This is a genomic window from Flavobacterium sp. N502540, from assembly GCF_025947365.1.
Lineage (GTDB): Bacteria > Bacteroidota > Bacteroidia > Flavobacteriales > Flavobacteriaceae > Flavobacterium.
This window is the reverse complement of sequence record NZ_CP110012.1, coordinates 4,368,262-4,388,830: the sequence shown is the minus strand read 5'-3', so window position 1 is coordinate 4,388,830 and position 20,569 is coordinate 4,368,262. Positions and strand designations below refer to the sequence as shown.

Annotated in this window: 21 protein-coding genes and 1 riboswitch; of the genes, 15 read left to right on the top strand and 6 right to left on the bottom strand. The window is 35.9% G+C overall.

Annotation, left to right across the window (positions count from 1 at the left end):
- Positions 1 to 14: 14 nt before the first annotated feature.
- From OLM58_RS18420 to OLM58_RS18380, 9 genes are all read left to right on the top strand, one after another.
- On the top strand, positions 15 to 947 hold the full coding sequence (locus tag OLM58_RS18420) for a transglutaminase (protein WP_264530063.1): 933 nt from the start codon (positions 15 to 17) through the stop codon (positions 945 to 947).
- A gap of 145 nt (positions 948 to 1,092) precedes the next feature.
- The gene (locus tag OLM58_RS18415; RefSeq protein ID WP_264530062.1) at positions 1,093 to 1,461 is read left to right on the top strand and encodes a hypothetical protein; all 369 of its coding nucleotides are present in this window, start codon (positions 1,093 to 1,095) and stop codon (positions 1,459 to 1,461) included.
- 211 nt (positions 1,462 to 1,672) lie between these two features.
- Positions 1,673 to 2,044 (top strand): hypothetical protein, encoded by a 372-nt coding sequence (locus tag OLM58_RS18410; RefSeq protein ID WP_264530061.1) that lies wholly within the window; start codon positions 1,673 to 1,675, stop codon positions 2,042 to 2,044.
- Positions 2,045 to 2,191: 147 nt separating this feature from the next.
- The gene (locus tag OLM58_RS18405) at positions 2,192 to 2,515 is read left to right on the top strand and encodes an ArsR/SmtB family transcription factor (RefSeq protein WP_017498276.1); all 324 of its coding nucleotides are present in this window, start codon (positions 2,192 to 2,194) and stop codon (positions 2,513 to 2,515) included.
- A 7-nt stretch (positions 2,516 to 2,522) separates the two neighbouring features.
- Positions 2,523 to 2,993: an SRPBCC domain-containing protein gene (locus OLM58_RS18400; protein WP_264530060.1), complete on the top strand. Its 471-nt coding sequence runs from the start codon at positions 2,523 to 2,525 to the stop codon at positions 2,991 to 2,993.
- A gap of 26 nt (positions 2,994 to 3,019) precedes the next feature.
- Complete coding sequence (locus OLM58_RS18395) at positions 3,020 to 3,400, top strand: DoxX family protein (protein ID WP_264530059.1); 381 nt, start codon at positions 3,020 to 3,022, stop codon at positions 3,398 to 3,400.
- Positions 3,401 to 3,469: 69 nt separating this feature from the next.
- A complete protein-coding gene (locus tag OLM58_RS18390) occupies positions 3,470 to 4,027 on the top strand; it encodes a DUF4256 domain-containing protein (protein WP_264530058.1) in 558 nt (185 codons plus the stop codon).
- A gap of 22 nt (positions 4,028 to 4,049) precedes the next feature.
- Positions 4,050 to 4,628, top strand: coding sequence for a YdeI/OmpD-associated family protein (locus OLM58_RS18385; RefSeq protein ID WP_264530057.1), 579 nt, complete (start codon positions 4,050 to 4,052; stop codon positions 4,626 to 4,628).
- Positions 4,629 to 4,700: 72 nt separating this feature from the next.
- Positions 4,701 to 5,120, top strand: a complete 420-nt coding sequence (locus OLM58_RS18380; RefSeq protein WP_264530056.1) for a VOC family protein — start codon at positions 4,701 to 4,703, stop codon at positions 5,118 to 5,120.
- Positions 5,121 to 5,210: 90 nt separating this feature from the next.
- Here OLM58_RS18380 and OLM58_RS18375 read toward each other — a convergent pair whose 3' ends face one another.
- Positions 5,211 to 5,714 carry a YfbM family protein gene (locus OLM58_RS18375; protein ID WP_264530055.1) on the bottom strand — a complete coding sequence of 168 codons (504 nt, stop codon included), beginning with the start codon at positions 5,712 to 5,714 and terminating at the stop codon, positions 5,211 to 5,213.
- 255 nt (positions 5,715 to 5,969) lie between these two features.
- On the opposite strand from OLM58_RS18375, the gene OLM58_RS18370 reads away from it, so the two are divergent.
- From OLM58_RS18370 to OLM58_RS18360, 3 genes are all read left to right on the top strand, one after another.
- On the top strand, positions 5,970 to 6,533 hold the full coding sequence (locus OLM58_RS18370; RefSeq protein WP_264530054.1) for a Crp/Fnr family transcriptional regulator: 564 nt from the start codon (positions 5,970 to 5,972) through the stop codon (positions 6,531 to 6,533).
- A 71-nt stretch (positions 6,534 to 6,604) separates the two neighbouring features.
- Entirely contained in the window at positions 6,605 to 7,405 is an 801-nt protein-coding gene (locus OLM58_RS18365; RefSeq protein WP_264530053.1) for an MBL fold metallo-hydrolase, read from the top strand.
- A 176-nt stretch (positions 7,406 to 7,581) separates the two neighbouring features.
- The gene (locus tag OLM58_RS18360; RefSeq protein WP_264530052.1) at positions 7,582 to 9,147 is read left to right on the top strand and encodes a serine hydrolase; all 1,566 of its coding nucleotides are present in this window, start codon (positions 7,582 to 7,584) and stop codon (positions 9,145 to 9,147) included.
- A 77-nt stretch (positions 9,148 to 9,224) separates the two neighbouring features.
- Here OLM58_RS18360 and OLM58_RS18355 read toward each other — a convergent pair whose 3' ends face one another.
- A complete protein-coding gene (locus OLM58_RS18355; RefSeq protein WP_264530051.1) occupies positions 9,225 to 10,601 on the bottom strand; it encodes a hypothetical protein in 1,377 nt (458 codons plus the stop codon).
- A 249-nt stretch (positions 10,602 to 10,850) separates the two neighbouring features.
- Between OLM58_RS18355 and OLM58_RS18350 the strand changes: the two genes are divergently transcribed.
- Complete coding sequence (locus tag OLM58_RS18350) at positions 10,851 to 12,302, top strand: FAD-dependent oxidoreductase (protein WP_264532452.1); 1,452 nt, start codon at positions 10,851 to 10,853, stop codon at positions 12,300 to 12,302.
- Between the two features lie 142 nt (positions 12,303 to 12,444).
- On the opposite strand, the gene OLM58_RS18345 is transcribed toward OLM58_RS18350, so the two are convergent.
- The 4 genes from OLM58_RS18345 to OLM58_RS18330 all read right to left on the bottom strand — a co-directional run bounded on the left by OLM58_RS18345 (position 12,445) and on the right by OLM58_RS18330 (position 17,283).
- Positions 12,445 to 13,392 (bottom strand): DUF4465 domain-containing protein, encoded by a 948-nt coding sequence (locus OLM58_RS18345; RefSeq protein ID WP_264530050.1) that lies wholly within the window; start codon positions 13,390 to 13,392, stop codon positions 12,445 to 12,447.
- Positions 13,393 to 13,457: 65 nt separating this feature from the next.
- Positions 13,458 to 14,696: a hypothetical protein gene (locus OLM58_RS18340; RefSeq protein ID WP_264530049.1), complete on the bottom strand. Its 1,239-nt coding sequence runs from the start codon at positions 14,694 to 14,696 to the stop codon at positions 13,458 to 13,460.
- 12 nt (positions 14,697 to 14,708) lie between these two features.
- A complete protein-coding gene (locus OLM58_RS18335; RefSeq protein ID WP_264530048.1) occupies positions 14,709 to 15,950 on the bottom strand; it encodes a hypothetical protein in 1,242 nt (413 codons plus the stop codon).
- A 43-nt stretch (positions 15,951 to 15,993) separates the two neighbouring features.
- Positions 15,994 to 17,283, bottom strand: coding sequence for a cell surface protein (locus tag OLM58_RS18330; protein ID WP_264530047.1), 1,290 nt, complete (start codon positions 17,281 to 17,283; stop codon positions 15,994 to 15,996).
- A gap of 462 nt (positions 17,284 to 17,745) precedes the next feature.
- Positions 17,746 to 17,949: riboswitch (cobalamin riboswitch) on the bottom strand.
- Between the two features lie 336 nt (positions 17,950 to 18,285).
- On the opposite strand from OLM58_RS18330, the gene OLM58_RS18325 reads away from it, so the two are divergent.
- Positions 18,286 to 18,699, top strand: a complete 414-nt coding sequence (locus tag OLM58_RS18325; protein ID WP_264530046.1) for a hypothetical protein — start codon at positions 18,286 to 18,288, stop codon at positions 18,697 to 18,699.
- A gap of 17 nt (positions 18,700 to 18,716) precedes the next feature.
- A complete protein-coding gene (locus OLM58_RS18320) occupies positions 18,717 to 20,504 on the top strand; it encodes a hypothetical protein (protein WP_264530045.1) in 1,788 nt (595 codons plus the stop codon).
- Positions 20,505 to 20,569 lie beyond the last annotated feature (65 nt).

Here is a 20,569-nt window from a genome sequence, read left to right as displayed (position 1 = left end):
TGCTTTTGAATCTTATGATAAAATTTCCTAAAATTGACTTTCCGCAATTAAAATCCAAATTACAGGTGAAATCACCCTGGGACAGGATTATTATTATGCTGTTGAGTCTTTTAATTACGGTTCCAATTTTTATCATATTACATCAAAATCTGATCGATTTACAATGGGCATTCAATTTAGATCGTGTTTTGATTTTTGTACTGGTTTTTACTGCAATTTTCTTTCTTCTAATGTTGCTCAGAACCATCATTATACTCTGCATTGCAGTATATTTATTAGTATTGTTCTACGGGTCGGTTATTGGAAATTACGGCTTCAGTGAAATCTCCGAAGACTACAATTCGATGATTTACACCATGTCTGACAATCCATTCCCACAGGATATTATTGTGGCAAAATTACTTCCGTTTCCTAATAAATCTAAAATTATCAATGCGATAGAGTATCAGAATCCAAAGGTTCGAAACTTTGCCATTATGGCTACTTCTAAGCATTTTAAAGGCCATAAAGGTTATTCTGATTACAGAACCATTATTCAGTGTTTTGCCGTGTTTAAGGAAATCAACAGCCGTTGGAATTATGTTAATGATCCTAAAGAAGGGGATTATATTGCAACTGCGAGTGAGTCTTTAGAATACTTTTCAGGCGATTGCGACGATCATTCTATTCTGATGGCCGCGGCAGTTCGATCGATTGGCGGAACTCCCCGATTGATTCATACTAAAGGACATATTTACCCTGAAATACTTATCGGTTCAACAATTGACTTGGAAAAAGTAAATTACCTGATCAAAAATGTGCTTTTTGTAAAAGAAAGTTATGGCAAAAAAATCCACTACCACATAGACGAACGCGGACAGGTATGGATGAATTTAGACTATACAGCCAAATATCCGGGTGGACCTTTTATGTATGAAGAAATTCTGGGAGAGCTAACCTTAAACTAGTTTTTCCGAAGCTGTCCAGGCACAAACCCCTTTAGATTTATGGGTTTTTCATGTGTGACAGTAATTTTATAAATATTTGATTTTTAGATTTTTAATTAGAATAAATTTTGTAATTTTCTGTAGTTTAACATATAACCACAAAATCATGAAAAAATCTAAATTATTTATCTTCGCAATTGCATTACTGGCCGTACTAATGATTTCATGTCATAAAGGTCGAAATAAATTGGTGAACTCCTGGAAAATTACTGCTGTAGAGCCTAAATTACCGATTTCAGATTCTATGAAAAATGTAATTCTAACTCAGGGCACACTTACATTTACAGAAGACGGACATGTTACCGGATATCTTACTCAGGAAATCACCAATGGTACTTATGCTTTAACAAAAGGTGGTAAAAATTTAGTCATAAAGGATGAAACCGGCACTCCTTACCCTTGTCAAAGTATCATAACGGAAGATCAACTGACACTAGACAGTAAAGAAATGAAAATTACCCTCAAAAAAATATAATGTTTTACACCTTAAAACAATAAAACCACTCTTTTATAAACCGGAAAGAGTGGTTTTTTATTTGGAGCTCTTCTCCAATCTCTTTTTAAGCAATAAAACGCTACTGAAAGTGAATTTCTTCATTAACTTTTTTTTGGTCAAACTATTGTAATTTAATATTTTAAGCCTAACTTTAATAAACTAAAACAAATGTCCCCCAAAAATAGAACCTATGATTTTAAATTCGAAAAAAATATTTCTGATCGACGGCTTAGGAGCTTTATTCTCTACCCTTTTGTTGGGTGTCGTATTGGTTGAATTGGAAATCTACTTCGGCGTTCCTAAAAAAACACTTTATCTCCTTGCTATTTTAGCCTGTCTGCTTATGGCGTCTTCATTTGCGAGTTACTGGCTAGCGAATGAGAACTGGCGAGGTTGTCTAAAAATTATTGCTTTTGCAAACCTGTTATATTGTGGTATCACGGCAGGCCTGTTACTCTATCTTTATACCCACCTAACCTATTTAGCGGTATTCTATTTTCTCGTGGAAATTGCAATTATACTCTTTCTTGCCCGAATGGAATTTAAAATTGCGAGCCGTTAACTTCTTATCTACTCTGCGGTTTCATCGTTCGGAAGCCACAAAAACATTGACAATCTTGTAATTGCGATAAAATATTCTTAAAAAATATCGTCGAAAATTTTGCGCAGTCAAATAACTGCATTATATTTGCTGTCAAATAACTGCACAATGGAAATTCGTAGAGATGTATTTCAGGCAATTGCCGACCCTACCCGAAGGGCAATCTTAAGCTTAGTGGCTATCCAGTCAATGACTCCGGGAGTTATTGCTGAAAATTTTAATTCTTCAAGACAAACTATTTCAAAACACATTCAAATATTAACGGAATGTGAACTCCTGGAGCAAACGCAAAATGGAAGGGAAATTTATTACGTTACTAATGCCAGAAAAATGAAAGAAGTTGCTGATTTTATAGAACCGTTCCGTCAAATGTGGGACGATCGTTTTAACAAACTGGAAAGTATCATGAAAAACTATAAACCGAAAGAATAACCAAATTATGGAACGAAAAACGAAAATTACTGCCGAAGAAGGTCAGCAAGATTTACTAATTACAAGAGAATTTGATCTTCCTCTAAAATTATTGTTCATGGCTTATACAGAGCCCGAGATTGTTGAACAATGGATGGGAACCAAAGTAATACAACTCGAGAATAAGAAGTATGGCAGCTGGCAATTTGAAACTTCCGACCCTAAAGGAAATGTAGTTTTTAAAGCTAACGGAGTGGTTCATGAGTTTTTTCCGGAACAGAAGATTACGCGAACATTTGAAATGGAGAACTCTCCTTTTCCGGTTCAGCTTGAATTTCTTGAATTTGAGGCGATAACGGAAGAAACCAGTCAGTTAAAAATGCATATTATTTACAGATCTGCTGCACTTAGAGATCAAATGTTAAAACTGCCTTTTGCTCAGGGAATCAATATGGCTCATAACAGATTACAAGAATTCGCTGCCAGAAAACTAAATTAAACTAACTTAAACTAAACTATAAAATCATGAAAAAAAGAGACAAAATCATCTATTGGGTTGCTACCTTATGGCTGGCGTTAGGAATGACTGCTACAGGAATCGTACAAATGCTAAAAATAAAAGAACAGGAAGGCATGATACAGCATTTAGGGTTCCCGGTGTATTTTTTAACATTGATTGGTATTTGGAAATTATTAGGTACCGCAGCTATCTTAATTCCTAAATTTCCACTACTAAAAGAATGGGCTTATGCGGGCTTTTTCTTTACCATGACGGGTGCTGTTTTTTCGCATTTAGTAGTTGGAGACCATCCAAAAGAATTATTTGGTCCGGTATTGCTTATTGTTTTGACTATTGTGTCCTGGTACTTCAGACCTTTAGAAAGAAAAGCGATTTTAGCAAATTAGTCAATTTTTACTAATAACCGTGAAATTTTTACACTCAAAAACATTTAGCTTCTAAAAAATCAAACCCAAATGAAAAACAAACTATCAACAGAACAAAGCGAAGAATTATTAAAAGTACTACAAATCCGTTTTGAGAACAATATGAAGAGACACCTTGGTCTCGAGTGGGAAAAGGTTCAGCAAAAACTGGAGGCAAATCCCGGAAAACTCTGGTCACTCGATGAGATGGAACGAACCGAAGGCGAACCGGATGTTGTTGGATTTGACGAGAAAACGGGAGAATTTATTTTCTTCGATTGTTCTGCCGAAAGTCCAAAAGGCCGAAGAAGTCTGTGTTTTGATCATGAGGCACTCGAAAAAAGAAAAGAACACAAACCTGCCGGAAGTGCTGTAAACATGGCCGAAGAGATGGGAATTGAACTTTTAGATGAAGTGCAATACAAGGAACTTCAAAAACTGGGTAAATTTGATGCCAAAACTTCAAGCTGGATTGTTACACCTTCTGAAATTCGCAAACTGGGTGGTGCGTTGTTTTCTGATTTTCGCTACAATACCGTATTTGTGTATCATAATGGCGCCGAATCTTATTATGCAGCCAGAGGTTTTAGAGGGTCTTTGAGAGTTTAATGATTTTTAACAACAATAGCATATGAACCCTAAAGTTGATCTTTACTTTGAGAATGCTGAAAAATGGCAAAAAGAACTGGACGAATTACGAAAAATTGCGCTGGATTGCCATTTAACAGAAGAATTAAAATGGGAAACAGCCTGTTATACTCTGCATGGTAATAATGTTGTTTTGATACATTCTTTCAAAGAGTATTGTGCTTTTCTGTTTTTTAAAGGAGCCTTAATGAAAGATACGGACGGAATTCTAATACAGCAGAGTGAGAATGTTCAGGCCGCAAGACAAATTCGTTTTACGAATCTTGACGAAATCAAAGCTCAGAAAGCAATCTTAAAGACGTATATTTATCAGGCCATTGAAATAGAAAAAGCCGGTTTGAAAGTACAATTAAAGAAAACATCCGAATTTGAGATTGCAGAAGAATTTCAACAAAAACTAGATGAAGACAAGGCTCTTGAAATTGCTTTTAACGCTTTAACTCCAGGCCGTCAACGGGCTTACTTACTGTATTTTTCAAGCCCAAAACAATCTAAAACCAGAGCGTCCAGGGTAGAAAATATGACGGATCAGATTCTTCAGGGAAAAGGATTGAAAGACTAATTTTTTAAAGATGATGTAGGAACCGTTTTAATAAAGAAGAATAGTTTTATCTTAGTACTAAAAACAAATCTTATGGAAGACCAAAAAAATCAAACCAACCCCTCCTCTTCTGACCCGACACCAAAAGTAACCGGAGTTGGAGGCATATTCTTTTTTTCAGAAAACCCAAAAGAAACCAGAGATTGGTATGCTAAAAACTTAGGACTTGAAGTTAACGATTGGGGATCTACTTTTGAATCCAGAAAAATAGACACTCCTGAGGTCGTAGAATCTCTTCAATGGAGCCCGTTTAAGAAGGATGATGCGTATTTCTCTCCTTCCAAAAAAGAATTTATGATTAATTATCGCGTGCAGCATATTGAAGCTCTTGTCAAACAGCTAAAAGAAAACGGTGTAACAGTACTTGATGATATTGCTACCTACGATTATGGAAAGTTTGTTCACATTATGGATACTGACGGTAATAAAATTGAACTTTGGGAACCAGTTTGAATTAATTGTGAATGGTTAATTATAAGTAAATAAAATAAGAGCTCGATTATTAATAATCGAGCTCTTATTTTATTTGAAGAAGTAGTTAATTTAGTTGATATAAGTTACAATTGCTTCTTTATTCTTTGCAGCATCAGAGTAAAATTGCTGTATATCTTTAAAATATTCATTTAAGTAATCAAAAGCTTCATCTACATCACGTTCCCAAATTTCTGGATAAACCTCTAATTTCTGCATTTTCTGCGGATCGTATTTTTGTCTTAAATCGTCAGTTGTGATTTCAGAAATTTTGTTACTAAATTCTATGACTTGTTCAGGTGTTAAATAATGAGCTGGGCCATATCCTAAATCCTGGTCATTATCAATTATTTGGCCGCTAAACAAAATTTTATAAAAAGGGTGTTTTGGAGAATTTAAAGCACTGTCACCCGTTAGTAAAAAAACAATTCCATCCCAAGCTTTATCAATATCAATAATTGTTACATCTAAAGGCGCATTTTCATTGTAAATATCATCCTCTAAAGTAGCGCTATCTTTGATGTAATTTTCAAGTTTTGTTTTACTTGCTCGAAGTAAGTTTCCTATCATTCCCATTTAATTAAGTATTTAGATTGAAATGTAAATATACAATAAACAAAGAAAAACCTACTTTATAGCAGTTAGTATTAATATCTTTTAAGGTTTCAACATACTTAAGGTACTCGATGAAATTGCGACTTATGATTATAGAAGTTTGTTCACACTATGGATGCTGACGGTAACAAAATTGAGCTTTGGGAACCGGCAGAATTTAAACCTTCAACATTAAATTTGTATCTTTACTACAAACACCATTTTTAATCAATTTAAATGAATTCATTAGTATTGTATTTTGCTAAACTTGGCTTTTCAGAAAATGATATCGCCGAGTTTTTAAGCTGTATCAAAACACGTCAGTTTTCTGCAAACGAGTTCATTCTAACTAATGGTCAGTTGGAGAATTATTTGTCTTTTATAGATACGGGAATTGTCCGCTATTTTGTACTTACCAACGATAAGGAAATTACCTTTGATTTTGCGTTTAAAAACTCCTTTTACTGCGCATACGATTCTTTTTACAACAGAACTCAAACACAGGTTTACATTCAGGCGCTTACGGATTGCCAATTGTATTCTATCTCTTACGATCAGCTGCAAAAACTTTATGACAAATGTGAAACAGCAAAAAAACTGGGCCGTATCGCTACTGAATATTTACTGGATAAAAAAGTAAAAAGAGAACTGAATCTTTTAACCAAAACTCCTCAGGAACGCTATCAGAGTCTTCTTGAGGAACAACCTAAATACATTCAGCAGATTCCGCTCAAATACCTTGCGTCCTACATTGGTGTTGTTCCGGAAACGCTCAGCAGAATCCGCAAACGCATTTCTTGACCAAAGTCAATTGGTAAAACCGTTATTAAACTCAATTTTGTCCTGTTTTTTAACCTTAAAATCAGAATAAAATGAAAGTTACCATTACTCATATTGACACGGCCTGTGTTTTAATAAACATCAATGGATTTAAAATTATTACAGATCCGACACTGGACAAAAAAGACGACTTTTTTCCACAATATGTAAGTCGTCCATTAGCATTTTCAAAGAAATATATTGATCCGGCCTTATCAATAACTCAAATTGGAAAAGTAGATTTGGTTTTATTAAGCCACGATCATCATAGCGATAATTTAGACAAAAACGGCAGGGTATTTATCAAAACTGTGCCTGTTGTTCTCTCTACAAAAGACGCTGTGAAACGCTTAAAAAACAATAATACTATTGGTCTTGACAACTGGGAGGAATATACTGTCGAAAGCTCGAAGGTAAAAGGCTTGAAAATAACAGCTATACCTGCTCAGCATACCAATATTAAAAGACTGGATAAGGTTATGGGAAAAGTTATTGGTTTTACCATCGAATGGGAGGATCAAACTGGCGGCTGCCTCTATATATCGGGAGATACTGTTCTTTTTGAAGGTTTATTGGAGCTGGAAAGAAGGAAAAAAATTGAAACCGCAATTTTGCATCTTGGAGCTGGAGCTTTTCCTTATTTGAAAAAGAATTTAAGGGTTACTATGAATGGTGAGGAGGCACTTGAAACAACACGACTTTTAAATCCCCGTACAGTAATTCCAATTCACTACGAAGGCTGGTGGCATTTTAAGCAATCAGTAAAATCACTAAAAAGCGAAATTGAGAAATCGGAATTTAGGGAGAAATTCTTATGGCTGGAAAGCGGAATTGAAACAGCGTTGAAATTTTAGATAGATGTATTCTTCTAAATCGTTAAAGCACTTATAAAAAAACACTCATTATTCATCTTTTAACCTACTACACAAGACCTTAATTCTAAAGATAATTCCTATATTCGCTGATGTGGATGTTAATTTTTAACTACACCAACTAACAATCAAAAAAACGCCATAACCAAAAAAAAATTATGAAAAAAGTAACTCGTCTGTTTACATTAATGCTCTTTATTTGTTACGCTTCTACCCCTCTCTATTCACAAATTACATCTGAAAAAATAGATCTTTTAATGCAGGACGCTTTGGAGAAATTTAAAGTGGCCGGGGCCTCAATTGCAGTTGTTAAAGATGGAAAAGTAATTCACCAAAAAGGATATGGTGTTGCCTCTATCGAAACAAAAAAAGCCGTAAATGAAAGTACAAATTTTCAAATAGCCTCCAACAGCAAAGCTTTCACAACTGCAGCGCTCTCTATTCTTGAAGACGAAGGCAAATTGAAATGGACAGATAAAGTAAAAGACCATCTTCCAAATTTTAAAATGTATAACGATTATGTTACTGAGAATTTTAACATCCAGGATTTGCTGACACATCGCAGCGGACTTGGATTAGGTGTAGGTGATTTGATGTTTTTCCCCGATGGCTCCAATTTTACAATAAATGATGTTCTGACTAGTTTTCAACATTTTAAACCTGTATCTGCTTTTCGAACTAAGTTTGATTATGACAATTTACTGTATCTTGTAGCAGGTGAATTAATTGCCAAAGTAAGTGGTATGACTTATGAAGATTTTATACAAACACGAATTATTGATCCTTTGCAAATGAGCAATTCTTTTGCACAAAGCGACAGGATAAAAGATAAAAGCAATCTGGCAGTGTCACATTCATCAGAATCCGGAGCTATAAAAAGAATTGATGGATTTGGAGTACAGATAAACGGTGCTGCGGGAGGAATCATTTCAAACGCAGCCGATATGGCAAAATGGATGACTTTATGCCTAAACAAAGGACAGTATGGAAGTGACTTGAAATCAACATTGTTTTCTGTGAAAAATCACAACGAAATGTGGCGTATCCATACCGTTGAAGAAGTAGATCGTGATCCAAGATACAATTCGCATTTTAGTGGTTACGGTCTGGGTTGGGGATTAACTGATGTGAAAGGAAATCTAAAAGTCTCTCATACTGGAGGTTTACCAGGAATGTTATCCATTGTTATGATGTACCCGGATCTAAACTTAGGCATCGTGATTTTAACCAACACCGAGAATGGCGGTGGCGGGCTTTTTACTGCCGTTACCAATACTATTTCCGACAGTTATTTAGGTTTGGACGATTTTGGCTGGACCAATAAAATTGTGGAATGGATGAAACAAGGCAGAAACACAGGAGATGATGTTACCAGGAATGTTTGGGAAAAAGTAAAATCAGCAAAAAATGTGAAAGTAAAAAACGAAGACTTTACTGGTGTTTATGTTGATAACTGGTTTGGAGAAATTGAAGTATTTGAAAAAAACAAACAGTTATGGTTCAGATCCTATCGTTCACCAAAATTAAATGGACCTATGGCTTTTTATAATGCTAATACATTTGCCATAAAATGGGAATATCAGGCAATGAATTGTGATGCCTTTGCAATGTTTTCATTGGATGAAACCGGTAAAGCACAATCAATTAAGATGAAAGGCATCTCTCCTAATATTGATTTCAGTTTTGACTTTCAGGATCTGGATCTAAAAAGAGTGAATAAGTAAACCTCTTTTTTATACTAAAATTAAAAAAAAGTCCGCAAAGTTTTCTTTTATACTTTGCGGACTTTGTTCTTCTCTATTCAATCAAGTAATGCTTTTAGTTCTGATTCCTTCTGATTAATAATGAAAAACTGACTTTTATCGTCTAACAATATCTTGTAATCAAACTCTTTCGCTGCATTAAACTTCCAGTCTTTTAATTCTTTAAAACTGCTCTTAATGAGTTTTAGATTTTCAGCGTTATTTTTAGAAACAATAATCATCTTAGTCAGATTTGATTTTTGCATCTTTTCAAGAGCGCTTCTGCTTATTTCAGTTTCATCCTCTGATCTGGAACGGTAACGGTACTTTTGTTTGATGACGTCAAAATCCTTTTCATTTTCAGAAATAACATATCTGTAAGCCATTAAATTATCCATTTCGTCTATCCAGTTTGGGAATTTTGTTTCATAGATTTCAATATAACGATCTATAAAACTTTTGTCAATGGCTATCTTCTGAGAAATGTACTCGTTAAGCATAGGGTAAATTTCTTTTGCCATGAGGTTGATGTATTTTTTATTGTACCAGTTACCACTATCTGCTTTTCCGTTCAGCTGTGCGTATACATAACCATTGGCTAAGGAAGTTGCCAGCGCTTCGTTAAGCAGATGATAGGCATAATTACTGTACTTTGATTTGCTTTCTTTAAAACTATTGTCGATCATTTTTTTCACCTCCAATGATTGTTCGTTATAAATAATATGATCCGTTTCGTGCAGCATTACACTAAAGAGATCCTTATAATCGTCTAAATCTGTTTGAATGGCACTGATGAAATTATTATCAAAAGAATTCGCGGTAAAGCCTTTAGAATTAGGCAAAGGATAAAATGCAATTTCAAAAGGAATTGAAGTATCCCAACTCGAATTGTAAAAGATCAAACCCATTTCAAAATAACGCTCCATGTCATTTTCCTTTGCGTATTTAGTAATTTCTACGAGCTGTTTTTCAAATTTTTCTTTATTGGGATTGTATATGAGTTCGTTGTAAATTGGAGTAAAAGCAGAAATAATTCTCGTAAGATCATTCAAGGTTTTGTTGGTTAAAACTCCAATAGAACGTATTTTAAAATCTTTTAAATTTTCTGTTTCGATTAGGTTTTTTCTCAAAAAATCAAAGGATTGCATTGGTTTTTTGGAACCTTCCGGGAATTCTTCAAATGGATAGCTGTAATCCAATGTCAGATGATCAAATTCTGCGACCAGTTTCTGAAATTCCTCAGTGTTGTATTTTGATTTTTGAAACTCGGTTTTAAAAACGTTGTCAGGATAGTTTTCGGATAAATTCTGAAGGAAAACAAAAACAGCCAATTGTTCGGAATACTTAATATTAAATATTGTTTTTTGAGCAAAAGACCAATTTGTCACGGCACACAGCATAACGACCAAAAGCTTAATTTTTAAAGTAATTTTCATTGTTTAGTAATTAAAATTTATTCGATAAGAATTAAAAATAATTCAAAAATAAGCAGGCAACAAACACTCACGATACGCTACGTAAAACAATAACTGCTATGTTGTCTTCAATAACTCTTACAATCTCTTTTTAGTATCGATAGCTTATATTTTGCACTAGCCCTCTTTTGTCTTAAATTTGCAGTCTTGTTACAAGCATAGCAAAGTTTTCAAATGCTGAAGTGTCTAAATTAGGTAAAAAAAGTGGGAATACATACGATCAAAAATGCAGAAGGAAACTGGACTATTTGTCCCGAATGCCAGGGACGCGGTAAAAAAAGCCAAAGACTCAGCAAGAAAGTGCGGCTTCAGTATCAGATAGCGCTGGAAAACTTTGAAAAATCGAAGGACTCAGGAGTTCCTCCTACCCGTCCTAAAGCACATCTGAATGTCTGTCTCCACTGTGACGGATCGGGATTAATTCCTTCGACACATCCCACTATTATTGACAGAGAAAACTACCCCCATGTTGCTATAATTGGAGCCGGTATCGGAGGAGTTGCATTGGCTGTCGCTTGTCTGCACCGCGGAATTCCTTTTACTCTTTACGAACGCGATACTAACTTTGATGCCCGATCACAAGGCTATGGTCTCACCTTACAACAAGCCAGTAAAGCCATTGAAGGATTCGGTATTTTCTCTTTAGAAGAAAAGGTCATTTCCACCAGACATTTGGTACATACTCCGGAAGGGAAAGTAATTGGGGAATGGGGAATTCGAAAATGGATTCCATCAGATACCAAAATAGCTCCAAAGCGAACGAATATGCATATTGCGCGACAACATTTGCGTTCAGCACTGCTGAAACAACTCGAAGGAAATGATATCGTACAATGGGGACATCAACTCATAGATTTTAAGGAATCAGAAGATCAAAGTATTTCCTTAAACTTTGAAGTAAATGGCAAAATCATAACTACTAAAGCCGATCTTGTGGTTGGAGCTGATGGCATTCGCAGTACGGTACGAAAACTATTAATTGGTGACGAAGTTACTCCTTTGCGTTATCTGGGATGCATTGTGATATTAGGTATTTGTCCGTTAACGGCTCTTGAAGCAATTGACAGTTCCTTACTCGACTCAGCAACTGTGTTTCAAACGGCTAACGGCAATGAGCGAATTTATATGATGCCTTATACAGAAGATTCTGTAATGTGGCAGCTGAGTTTTCCAATGTCAGAAGACGAGGCTAAAATACTGAGTGCACAAGGACCGAAAGCGTTAAAAGAAGAGGCTTGTCGAAGAACACAATGGCATGCTCCTATTCCGCAAATTTTATCAGCAACTTTAGAGGAGCAAATTTCAGGTTATCCGGTATACGACCGTGAATTACTTCGTCCTGAATTATTAGCAAAAAATAAACGGACCACATTGATTGGGGACGCAGCACATCCGATGAGCCCTTTCAAAGGACAAGGAGCTAATCAGGCATTATTAGACGCGCTTTCTTTGGCTCGCGGAATCGTAAGAGGATGCAGACCGCTATCCAACTGGAGAGAAGCAGGAATAAGAGAAAGTGTTTTGACTGAATTTGAATCCGAGATGCTTGTGCGAAGTGCTGCCAAAGTAAAAGGTTCTGCCGAAGCTGCTGAATTCCTGCATTCCGAAATTGTACTTCACGAAGGCGATGAACCAAGAGGAAGATGCTTAAAGAATAAATAAGCCAATCGTTTATTGCGTTTTTTTATAGTTTTTTTTCTCGCAGATTTTGCAGATCAGGCAGATTATTCTATATAACCTATATGTTTTAAACTAAAAAAGGAGCCACTTTTCAATGACTCCTTTTCGATGCTAAATTTTAGTATTATTGAATTCTTTTTACAGACAGCTTGTCTAAACAGAAATAAGCTGCAGTATTCATTCCGTATACCGGGTGTGAATCTGTTGAAGCCATTTGGAAAACAAGATATTTTACGTCCCCTAAACCTTGAAGCGCCGTAGTATTTACGTTCACCCATCCTGTTGGCATTACTAAAGAACCTCCTGTGTAATCAGCCAATGATTGTGTAATTGGTGCAGTAATGGTTCCGCTTGAATCTACTCCGTAAATTAACAATTCAAAGTGATCTCCTGAAGAAAATGCCTGAGCAAAACCGTCTCCATACAAACAACCATAATAAGGCCATGTGTGCATGTTGATTTTTAATCCTTTTACATTGTACAATCCTGTATTTCCAATTTTAATCCAGTTAGAGAAACTTGTCTCACTAAAAGTAGTTCCCTGTGGATTTTTAGGATCTGTATAACTTGACCAGTATGCTACGATGTACGGATCTCCTGTTGTACCGGGAGTACCTGCCGCAATTGTAGAAGAAGTTCCAAAACCGCTTCCTGCCATAGTCCCCCACTGATTGGCTACCCAACCGTTAGATCCGCCAGTACCCGCTCCTGAACCGTAATTTGTAATATCATTTACATTTGATACAATAAAACCATCCCAATAATTATAACCTGATGATGTTCCGCTATGTGAAAATTTAAATATGTCAACGGTTAAGTTGGTACTTGCTACATAGGTATTTTGCCAATACTTCCCACCTGTTGTTGATGTTCCGCTGGTCAATAAAGAACTTGTCAGGTTAAGCGTAGTAGTTGTCCCTATCGAAGGATCGGTCACCGCACTTTTAGAAGTTAAGCCTGAGCTTTTTACCGCTGCACTGCCGCTTTCGCTATTTAATAGATTTTCATCATTACTACAGGACGAAAGTCCCAGAATCAAACCTACTGTCAAAAAATAAAGTACTTTTTTCATGATTTATAAAAATTTGGATTAATATTCTTGGTTGATTAATAAACAGTTTTATTCCCGCTTTTCGATTACTTACCTGCAGCAAAATTCAAATCTTCTGCCTGTTTGAAGGAATTCGTAACCAGGTCTAATGCGCCAATCTCTGTGAACGTAGGCACGTATACTTTTACGAAATCTACCCCGGGAAGATGTACTTTAGTACCATTACCATCTACAGCCCAGCTAATGTCTATCGAAGGATCTTTGATTCCGCCATAGCCCCATTCAAAAGTTCCAACATTGAATGCTGTACCTTCTCCATCGCTAATATCTTTTGTAGCCAAATTGACTTTTGTTCCTTTTAGTGTGTAAGAATCTCCAAGCCATTGTGGGTAATAATTATAACGTCTCCATTTTTTTGTTCTGGTGATAAAACCTGAAGCCGTTTTATTATTTGCCCATTTAAGATATTCCTTGTCGAACTGCCAGTCGTACTTTCCTGCTACAGCAGTTTTATTCGGGTCCGGCTTGTAATACGTCACCGCATAGTTCTTAACTGTAGTCGATTTATAATACTCACTTCCGGCTATTTCGTACCACTCATTATCCTCTGCAATCCCATTTTTATTGGCATCGTAAGCAACCATAATGCTAACAGGAGAAAACTTTGAAGCATTCGAAACTGTATTCATCTGAACTGTAAAATCACGTTTGCCATAAGCATTGATCACTGTATGGTCGAATTTTGTAACGATATAACCACCGAAAGTCCCCAAATCAACAAGAGACCCATCGGCCAAAATAGCCTGTGCATTCTCTATCGCTTCCGCTTTCGTTGCAAACTCAAAACCGTCATTGTTATAGTGTGGTGCAGGCACGTAATCAATAATTGAAAGTGCTTTCGAAGTATAGGTTTTACCGGTTTCAGCAACTGTAACTTTTGTCGAAGCCTGTTTTACTAACTTATTCAGCGTTACGGTAAAATCTACAGCATAGCTTAGTGCTTTTGGTGCTATAAACTTTAAGCTCTTACTATCGCCAATAACAGAATCTTTAGCCACTCCGTCTTTTCCGGTTACTTTTAATGTCCATTTGTATTGGGCAACAGCACCATTGGCGTTTTCAATCGTTACTTCCGGATCAATCGCTACAACATTGTATCGCTCTGTTGCAAAATCTGCTTGCAATTTTATAGTAAGAGACGGATCTTTAATCGGCTCCGGTTTAGGTTCTTCAATTACAGGTTCCGGCTTTGCATCATCATTGCTGCAATTGTAAAAAGCGCATGCAAGCACCATGTACAAACTATATTTTATAAACTTTTTCATATTATTGCCTTCTTACTTTTTTAGATTGTATTTTTTAATTATTTGAAGATCTGCAGCTCCCGAGAATCGCGTAGCCATAGACGATTGCTGGTGACAAAGTCCCATTGGTTCGCTGGCACAGTTCACTACTTTGATAAAATGAATTCCCGGAAGATTTGCTTTATTTCCATTCTTGTCTACGGCCCAGTCGATATCAATATCAGGGCTTTTGGCATTTACGTATCCCCATTCCGGAGCCTCAAAATTCCACAAAGTAGTTTGCCCCGGACGTACTGCTGCGAAATTTACGTTTAACTTCGTTCCTTCATAAACAGCTGTATTTTGAGTATCCCAGGCCGGATAATACTCCTTCTTAGTTTTAGACCTTGGCAAAAAGTACGTTTGAGATTGGTTGTTCTCACAATAAACATGCTCACGATCTAAAAAAGGATCATTTGGACCGCTTACTACTACTTTCTTACCAACCGCAGGTTTATAGTAGGCAATTTTAAAATTCTTAACCGTATTTTCTTTCGCATGCTGACTTCCTATGATTTCATACCATTCGTCTTCATCGGGTTTTCCATTAGCATTTTTATCATAAGCAACATAAATTAAACCCGGAGCCGGAGGATTGGCTTTATCCGTTAAATCTGCTCCGTAAACTCTGAAGTCTTTTTTTCCAGACAGATTAACCACCATATGATCAAATCCAACCACAATCGAACCACCAAAACCTCCTAAATCAATTGGATATCCTACACTGGTTTCACTTATTCTTCCCAATGCTACCCTCATAACATCTGCTTTCGCAAATCCGTCCTTGTATAAATCATTGGCAAACATTCCGGGTGCCGGACTAAAATCCTGAATACTTGTTATGTAAGGATTGTAATTTTGAGTCTCATTTATCACATTCACTACGGTAGCGCTTGTCCCTTTTTTATCTCCTTCAGTAACATTTAAGGTTAGTTCATATGCACCGGGATATAAAGCAACAAATCGTAAATCTTTAGTAGTTCCTACAATCGAATCTTTAGTCTGATTGACCGGATTTTTTTTAAGTACCCATTGATAATTTGGATTACTTGTTTCAGCTGAAGCTGTAATATTCAAAACTTTAAAGGTGTTTACTTCAAATTTATCCTGAAGCTTTACTGCTATTGGTACGACGAGTCCTTCTCCGGTGTTGGCATCATTTTTATCGTCATCGGTGCATCCGGTAAATGCCGCCGCAAAAGCCAATAATAATAAATGGGCAAAGTTTTTTTTCATAATTCCTGATATAATAATTTAGTTTAATACATTTTTGAATGGGTTAGCGCGTAGGAATGCTTTCTCCTGAAAGATGCAAATCTGTCGCCCCCATTATTTCTGTCGAAGTTTCTCCGAGCCAGCCCGCCTGCTGATTAAGGCCATTGTACACTTTCACAAAATCGATCCCAGGAAGCATTACTTTGTTTCCCTTTTCGTCCACAGCCCAGTTAATATCTATTCCTGAATCGTCATCATTGTTTGGAGCATTATCTGCATATCCGTATAAAAAAGCATATTGTACAAAATAACTTCCCGTTCCGCTTTCATCTACTGCGTTATCGGGCAATCTTGTTCCTTTATAAGTGATAGAAGATTGATCTTTAAGCCATTTTGGCCAGTAATCTAAAGAATGATTGTAAGCATTATTTTGTACCAGATAACCACTTTTCCCCTGATTGTCTTTCCATAAAATATATTCCATATCAACGAAACCTACTGTACCCGTAGTTCCACCCGACACCGGAATTTTATTGGGATCAGGTCGGTAATACGTTATTTCATAATGCTGAATCGTTTTTGGCATTTTATGTCCACCGCCTTCTATCTCGTACCACTGATCGTCTGGAAGTCCGTTTTTATTTTTATCGTAAGCTACCATGATTATTCCTGCTTCACTGCTTCCGCCGCGCATGGTACTGTTCGGATTTGGATTAGCCTCTGCCCAGAAAGCATTGCCCAAAATTCTAAAATCACGTTTGCCTTTAACATTAACAATGGTATGATCGAATCCAAAAACAACATAACCACCAAAAGCCCCCAATGAAACCAGATCCCCATTTTTCTTGGCCAGATAAGTATTGGCTCTTGATAAAATTCTTTCAGAAGTATCTCCGTCATTAGCAATAGGCAGATCGTTTACAAACTGCCCGGGAGCCGGTTTAAATTCAAATACTTTTGAAATGTAGGTTTTGTACTCCTTCGTTTCTTTTGTAACGGTAACGACTACTTTTTGAGTTTGTACACTTCCTTTGTCATTTACAGTAACGGCCAATTCATAGACTCCTGCTTCTGCTGCCGCAAATAAAAGTTCCTTTGCTGTAATAGTACTTAGTGCATAACTTTCTGAAGGTGCTTTTGTAACACTCCAATTGTATGTAGCTTCTGTTCCTACATTGATTGTTGGATTCAGGGCCACAATTGTAAATCTCTGCGCGCTAAAAGTTAAATCTGAACTAACAGGCGTCGGATTGCTATTTTCATTTGATGCATTATCATCAGAACAATTGGTTAATGAGAGTACTGCAATAAACAACAATAAGGATCGGCAGTTTTTGAAAATATTGTGGTACATGTGGTATTGTTTTGGTGGGTAGTGGTAAAAGCAGAAGAAATTGAAGAAATAACAAAAGAAGTTTTAATTAAAGTCTTCAATAGAGAGCAATGTTATCCTTATAAACGTACACAATCCGGCACCGCCAAATACCTCTGGAATTGTACTGATTTTTTATTGGAACAGAATTAAAATAAGACAAAAGCCTGACAGATGATGCATTCCAAAAAGCCAGACTCGATACGGATTTCTTTTTCAGAAGTGATTCTCTCAGAGAGAAAAAGCAACTGTACAACACTTCCGACTGAAGCAGAATAGAAGCAAAAATGATAACAATAAATAAGAATTCTCTTTTTGTATGATACATCACTAAATGAATTAAGAAAACTCCGGGATGTACTAATTAAAAACGCAATAAGGAAGAATCCCGTCATAAAAAATGACAGGTTCGTTTATTGTTCTTCAACTTTATTCCACGAAAGTCTTAAACTATGTGATTGTGGCAGGTCTCCTGACTTGTTCCATCTTTAAAACAACCTTCTCATCCCGAAAAGCGGGGCAATGGCATTAGTAATGTTTAAAGACTTGCATAGAACTTACAGTAGCGGGTCTGTTCAGGATTTACACCTGATTCCCTTTTAACCATTTTTTCTTAAGAAAAAACAGACCAAAATCTGGCGCAAATATATAATTATCTTTTACAATAGAGTAATTCTAAATAAAAAATTGCAGATGCACATTATCAATTGATCCGGGATTTTAGTATTAAAATATTATTTCTCTTGCATGAACAACTTTATGTTACAAACTTATTTCGTCTTAAACGACTTTTACAACACGCTCTTTTTGTATCCTTCTTGCTGGTTAGTAATTTATTTAAAATTAAGTACTTCTACTTGTTTTCATTTTACAATAATGATTATTTTTAACAAGAAGAATAAACTATTTTGATAAGCAAAACTTAATCATTAAATCTTCTTCTGCGAAATGATCTAATACCTAATATAAAAAATTACCAATGTTATGATTCAAAACTTTACCCTCTCCAGTACAAATGCAAAAGACGCAAATGCTACTCTCAATAAACTTATTTCAGATCCCTGGACTTTTCTTGTTGTTCTGGGAAATACCACTAATGCTAAAAAAGCTTTAGATACTTGTTATGCAAAAATAAACTCCGGTCATCCTTACTACAAAGGAGTTCGATGTATACACATACCAGTCCCGGAATTAGTATTGCCTTTATTAAAGAACTTGCGTGTTAAACCTGATGTTCAACTTGATTGGAACGATGTACAAAAATATTTGATAACCTGTATATCTGCCGTATACAACAACATAGGGTTTGTTTACACTGCCGAAAAGTACTTAGAATCTCCTGAACCTAAAACTGACCGCTTGGTTTTAAAAGCCCTTGCAGCTGATCTCTCCCTTTAACTTTATGACAAAAAATTATGAAAAAAACAATACTCTTATTATTGCTAAGCATTTGTATGTCTCATACAATGAAAGCACAAAGTTTGTTTAAAATAACGGAAAAAGATCAGGATGGTAATTGGATGGATTCAAATGGAAATGCAAAAGATGGTTATGTAAATAATCGAATTGCAGACATTAATAGTATTCTCATGATTGATTTTGAAATCGAGAATATTATATCTTCCGCAACTAAGAGCAAAAGCCTTCCTGATGAAATTGCTACTAAAATTACCGCTCTAAAAAAAGTCATTGAAGATCAAAAAGAAACTTTAGAAGAAATAGATTACATAATTAAAAATACTAACTATCAAGAATTTGCAGAAAATCCTAAAGATCTATATGATAAATTAAGTCGATTACAAAAACTTGCTGAAAAAGTTGATAATATCAGTAAAATTGACAAAGATATTGACGATATCGCAGACAGTCTCCCTAATAACAATGATACAGACGGCATGTTTTCAAGACCATATGCGGCCGCCACAATAGTTCTGAAAGAAGAACAGGCTAAACTAATGGATTATGCTAAAGAACAAGGTATCTTTATAAAATTTGGTGCCTGGCTTATCACCAAACAAGACAAAATCCCTTTGCATATTGATGGATTCGATAACATAGCGCCTCAACAACGGTATGAAGTAGAACGTTGGGCTATATCTTTGACAGCCGAACAGAAAAAAGAACTAACCGACTTACAGCAATATGCAAAAGAAAACAGAGATAAGGGACTTAAAGCAATAGCTGATCTGGCCGACTATCAAATTCAGGCTATTAAAAAATTAGTCTGGACACAATACACAACTATTGCAGATCAAATCAATACTGAGGTTGACAAATTGGGAGCTGATCCTAAAGTACAGGAAACTGTAGCAAAAGCAAAAACATTGTCTCTCGAGATTCAAACATTTAAGTACGAAGCCGAGAAACGAACAGCTTATTATAAAAGCTTGGGATATAAACAAGGAGAAGCTATAACCGATCTGGTTTCTAAAATTACTTCTGATATTAGTTATTTTAAGTCGACTTTACAAAGTATACATAAGAATGCCTCAGATCTAAAAGCTACTATTAATAGAACTGCAGTACATCTTTCTCCTAAAATTTCTGCCACCTTTACAACTATTATAAATGACCTTACGACTGATGTAAAAAAAATAGACAAACTAAACAATACTACTATTAAAGACCTTATCGAGGGCCGCAAACTAGATGCGGCTGCTTTAGAGTTTAGCGATGCCGTCTTAAAATTGTCTTTGGCTGATGCAAAAAAGAATTTTGAATTTGATCTTGCCAATTCCGGCTACCGTGAAGAAGGAAATCGAATTGCGTTTAAACTTTCAGTATTTGATAAAGCCAGTGATATAGCAGTAAAAGAGCAGGTAAGAGAAATGTACCTGTTTAAAGTTTTACCCCATGTAATAAGTACTGTAGGAATTATTTTCGCAGATCCTTTTACTTCAACTGCGATACGTACACAGTTTCAAATGGCTCCTTATTACAATCTCTTATTCAAAGGATGGATAGATAAAAAACAACGAAGAAAATCTGTAACCTATAACAAACTTCTGGATTGGGGTGTTGGATTACACGTTTCAGCTCCGGACTTTGACAAAGATGACGTTCCTGAATTAGGTGCCGGAATAGTAATAACAGCTTTACACGATTATGTACAAACAGGAGTCGCGTATAATATCTTCACAGGTGACCCTTACTGGTTTTTCGGTTTACGCATACCAACACCAACTTTTGGGAGTAACAATTAATCAGTTTTTATTCTCTAGCACAATATAAAATCACGTAGAACTAATTTATTTCATGTGCTATTGAA

What these genes read in the sequence shown, in the direction of transcription:
- OLM58_RS18375 (WP_264530055.1), bottom strand. Translation starts at nt 5,714, where the DNA reads ATGGGAATGATAGGAAACTTACTTCGAGCAAGTAAAACAAAACTTGAA.
- OLM58_RS18355 (WP_264530051.1), bottom strand. Translation starts at nt 10,601, where the DNA reads ATGAAAATTACTTTAAAAATTAAGCTTTTGGTCGTTATGCTGTGTGCC.
- OLM58_RS18415 (WP_264530062.1), top strand. Translation starts at nt 1,093, where the DNA reads ATGAAAAAATCTAAATTATTTATCTTCGCAATTGCATTACTGGCCGTA.
- OLM58_RS18320 (WP_264530045.1), top strand. Translation starts at nt 18,717, where the DNA reads ATGAAAAAAACAATACTCTTATTATTGCTAAGCATTTGTATGTCTCAT.
- OLM58_RS18380 (WP_264530056.1), top strand. Translation starts at nt 4,701, where the DNA reads ATGGAAGACCAAAAAAATCAAACCAACCCCTCCTCTTCTGACCCGACA.
- OLM58_RS18385 (WP_264530057.1), top strand. Translation starts at nt 4,050, where the DNA reads ATGAACCCTAAAGTTGATCTTTACTTTGAGAATGCTGAAAAATGGCAA.
- OLM58_RS18340 (WP_264530049.1), bottom strand. Translation starts at nt 14,696, where the DNA reads ATGAAAAAGTTTATAAAATATAGTTTGTACATGGTGCTTGCATGCGCT.
- OLM58_RS18360 (WP_264530052.1), top strand. Translation starts at nt 7,582, where the DNA reads ATGAAAAAAGTAACTCGTCTGTTTACATTAATGCTCTTTATTTGTTAC.
- OLM58_RS18335 (WP_264530048.1), bottom strand. Translation starts at nt 15,950, where the DNA reads ATGAAAAAAAACTTTGCCCATTTATTATTATTGGCTTTTGCGGCGGCA.
- OLM58_RS18405 (WP_017498276.1), top strand. Translation starts at nt 2,192, where the DNA reads ATGGAAATTCGTAGAGATGTATTTCAGGCAATTGCCGACCCTACCCGA.
- OLM58_RS18325 (WP_264530046.1), top strand. Translation starts at nt 18,286, where the DNA reads ATGATTCAAAACTTTACCCTCTCCAGTACAAATGCAAAAGACGCAAAT.
- OLM58_RS18420 (WP_264530063.1), top strand. Translation starts at nt 15, where the DNA reads ATGATAAAATTTCCTAAAATTGACTTTCCGCAATTAAAATCCAAATTA.
- OLM58_RS18390 (WP_264530058.1), top strand. Translation starts at nt 3,470, where the DNA reads ATGAAAAACAAACTATCAACAGAACAAAGCGAAGAATTATTAAAAGTA.
- OLM58_RS18365 (WP_264530053.1), top strand. Translation starts at nt 6,605, where the DNA reads ATGAAAGTTACCATTACTCATATTGACACGGCCTGTGTTTTAATAAAC.
- OLM58_RS18410 (WP_264530061.1), top strand. Translation starts at nt 1,673, where the DNA reads ATGATTTTAAATTCGAAAAAAATATTTCTGATCGACGGCTTAGGAGCT.
- OLM58_RS18400 (WP_264530060.1), top strand. Translation starts at nt 2,523, where the DNA reads ATGGAACGAAAAACGAAAATTACTGCCGAAGAAGGTCAGCAAGATTTA.
- OLM58_RS18330 (WP_264530047.1), bottom strand. Translation starts at nt 17,283, where the DNA reads ATGTACCACAATATTTTCAAAAACTGCCGATCCTTATTGTTGTTTATT.
- OLM58_RS18370 (WP_264530054.1), top strand. Translation starts at nt 5,970, where the DNA reads ATGAATTCATTAGTATTGTATTTTGCTAAACTTGGCTTTTCAGAAAAT.
- OLM58_RS18345 (WP_264530050.1), bottom strand. Translation starts at nt 13,392, where the DNA reads ATGAAAAAAGTACTTTATTTTTTGACAGTAGGTTTGATTCTGGGACTT.
- OLM58_RS18395 (WP_264530059.1), top strand. Translation starts at nt 3,020, where the DNA reads ATGAAAAAAAGAGACAAAATCATCTATTGGGTTGCTACCTTATGGCTG.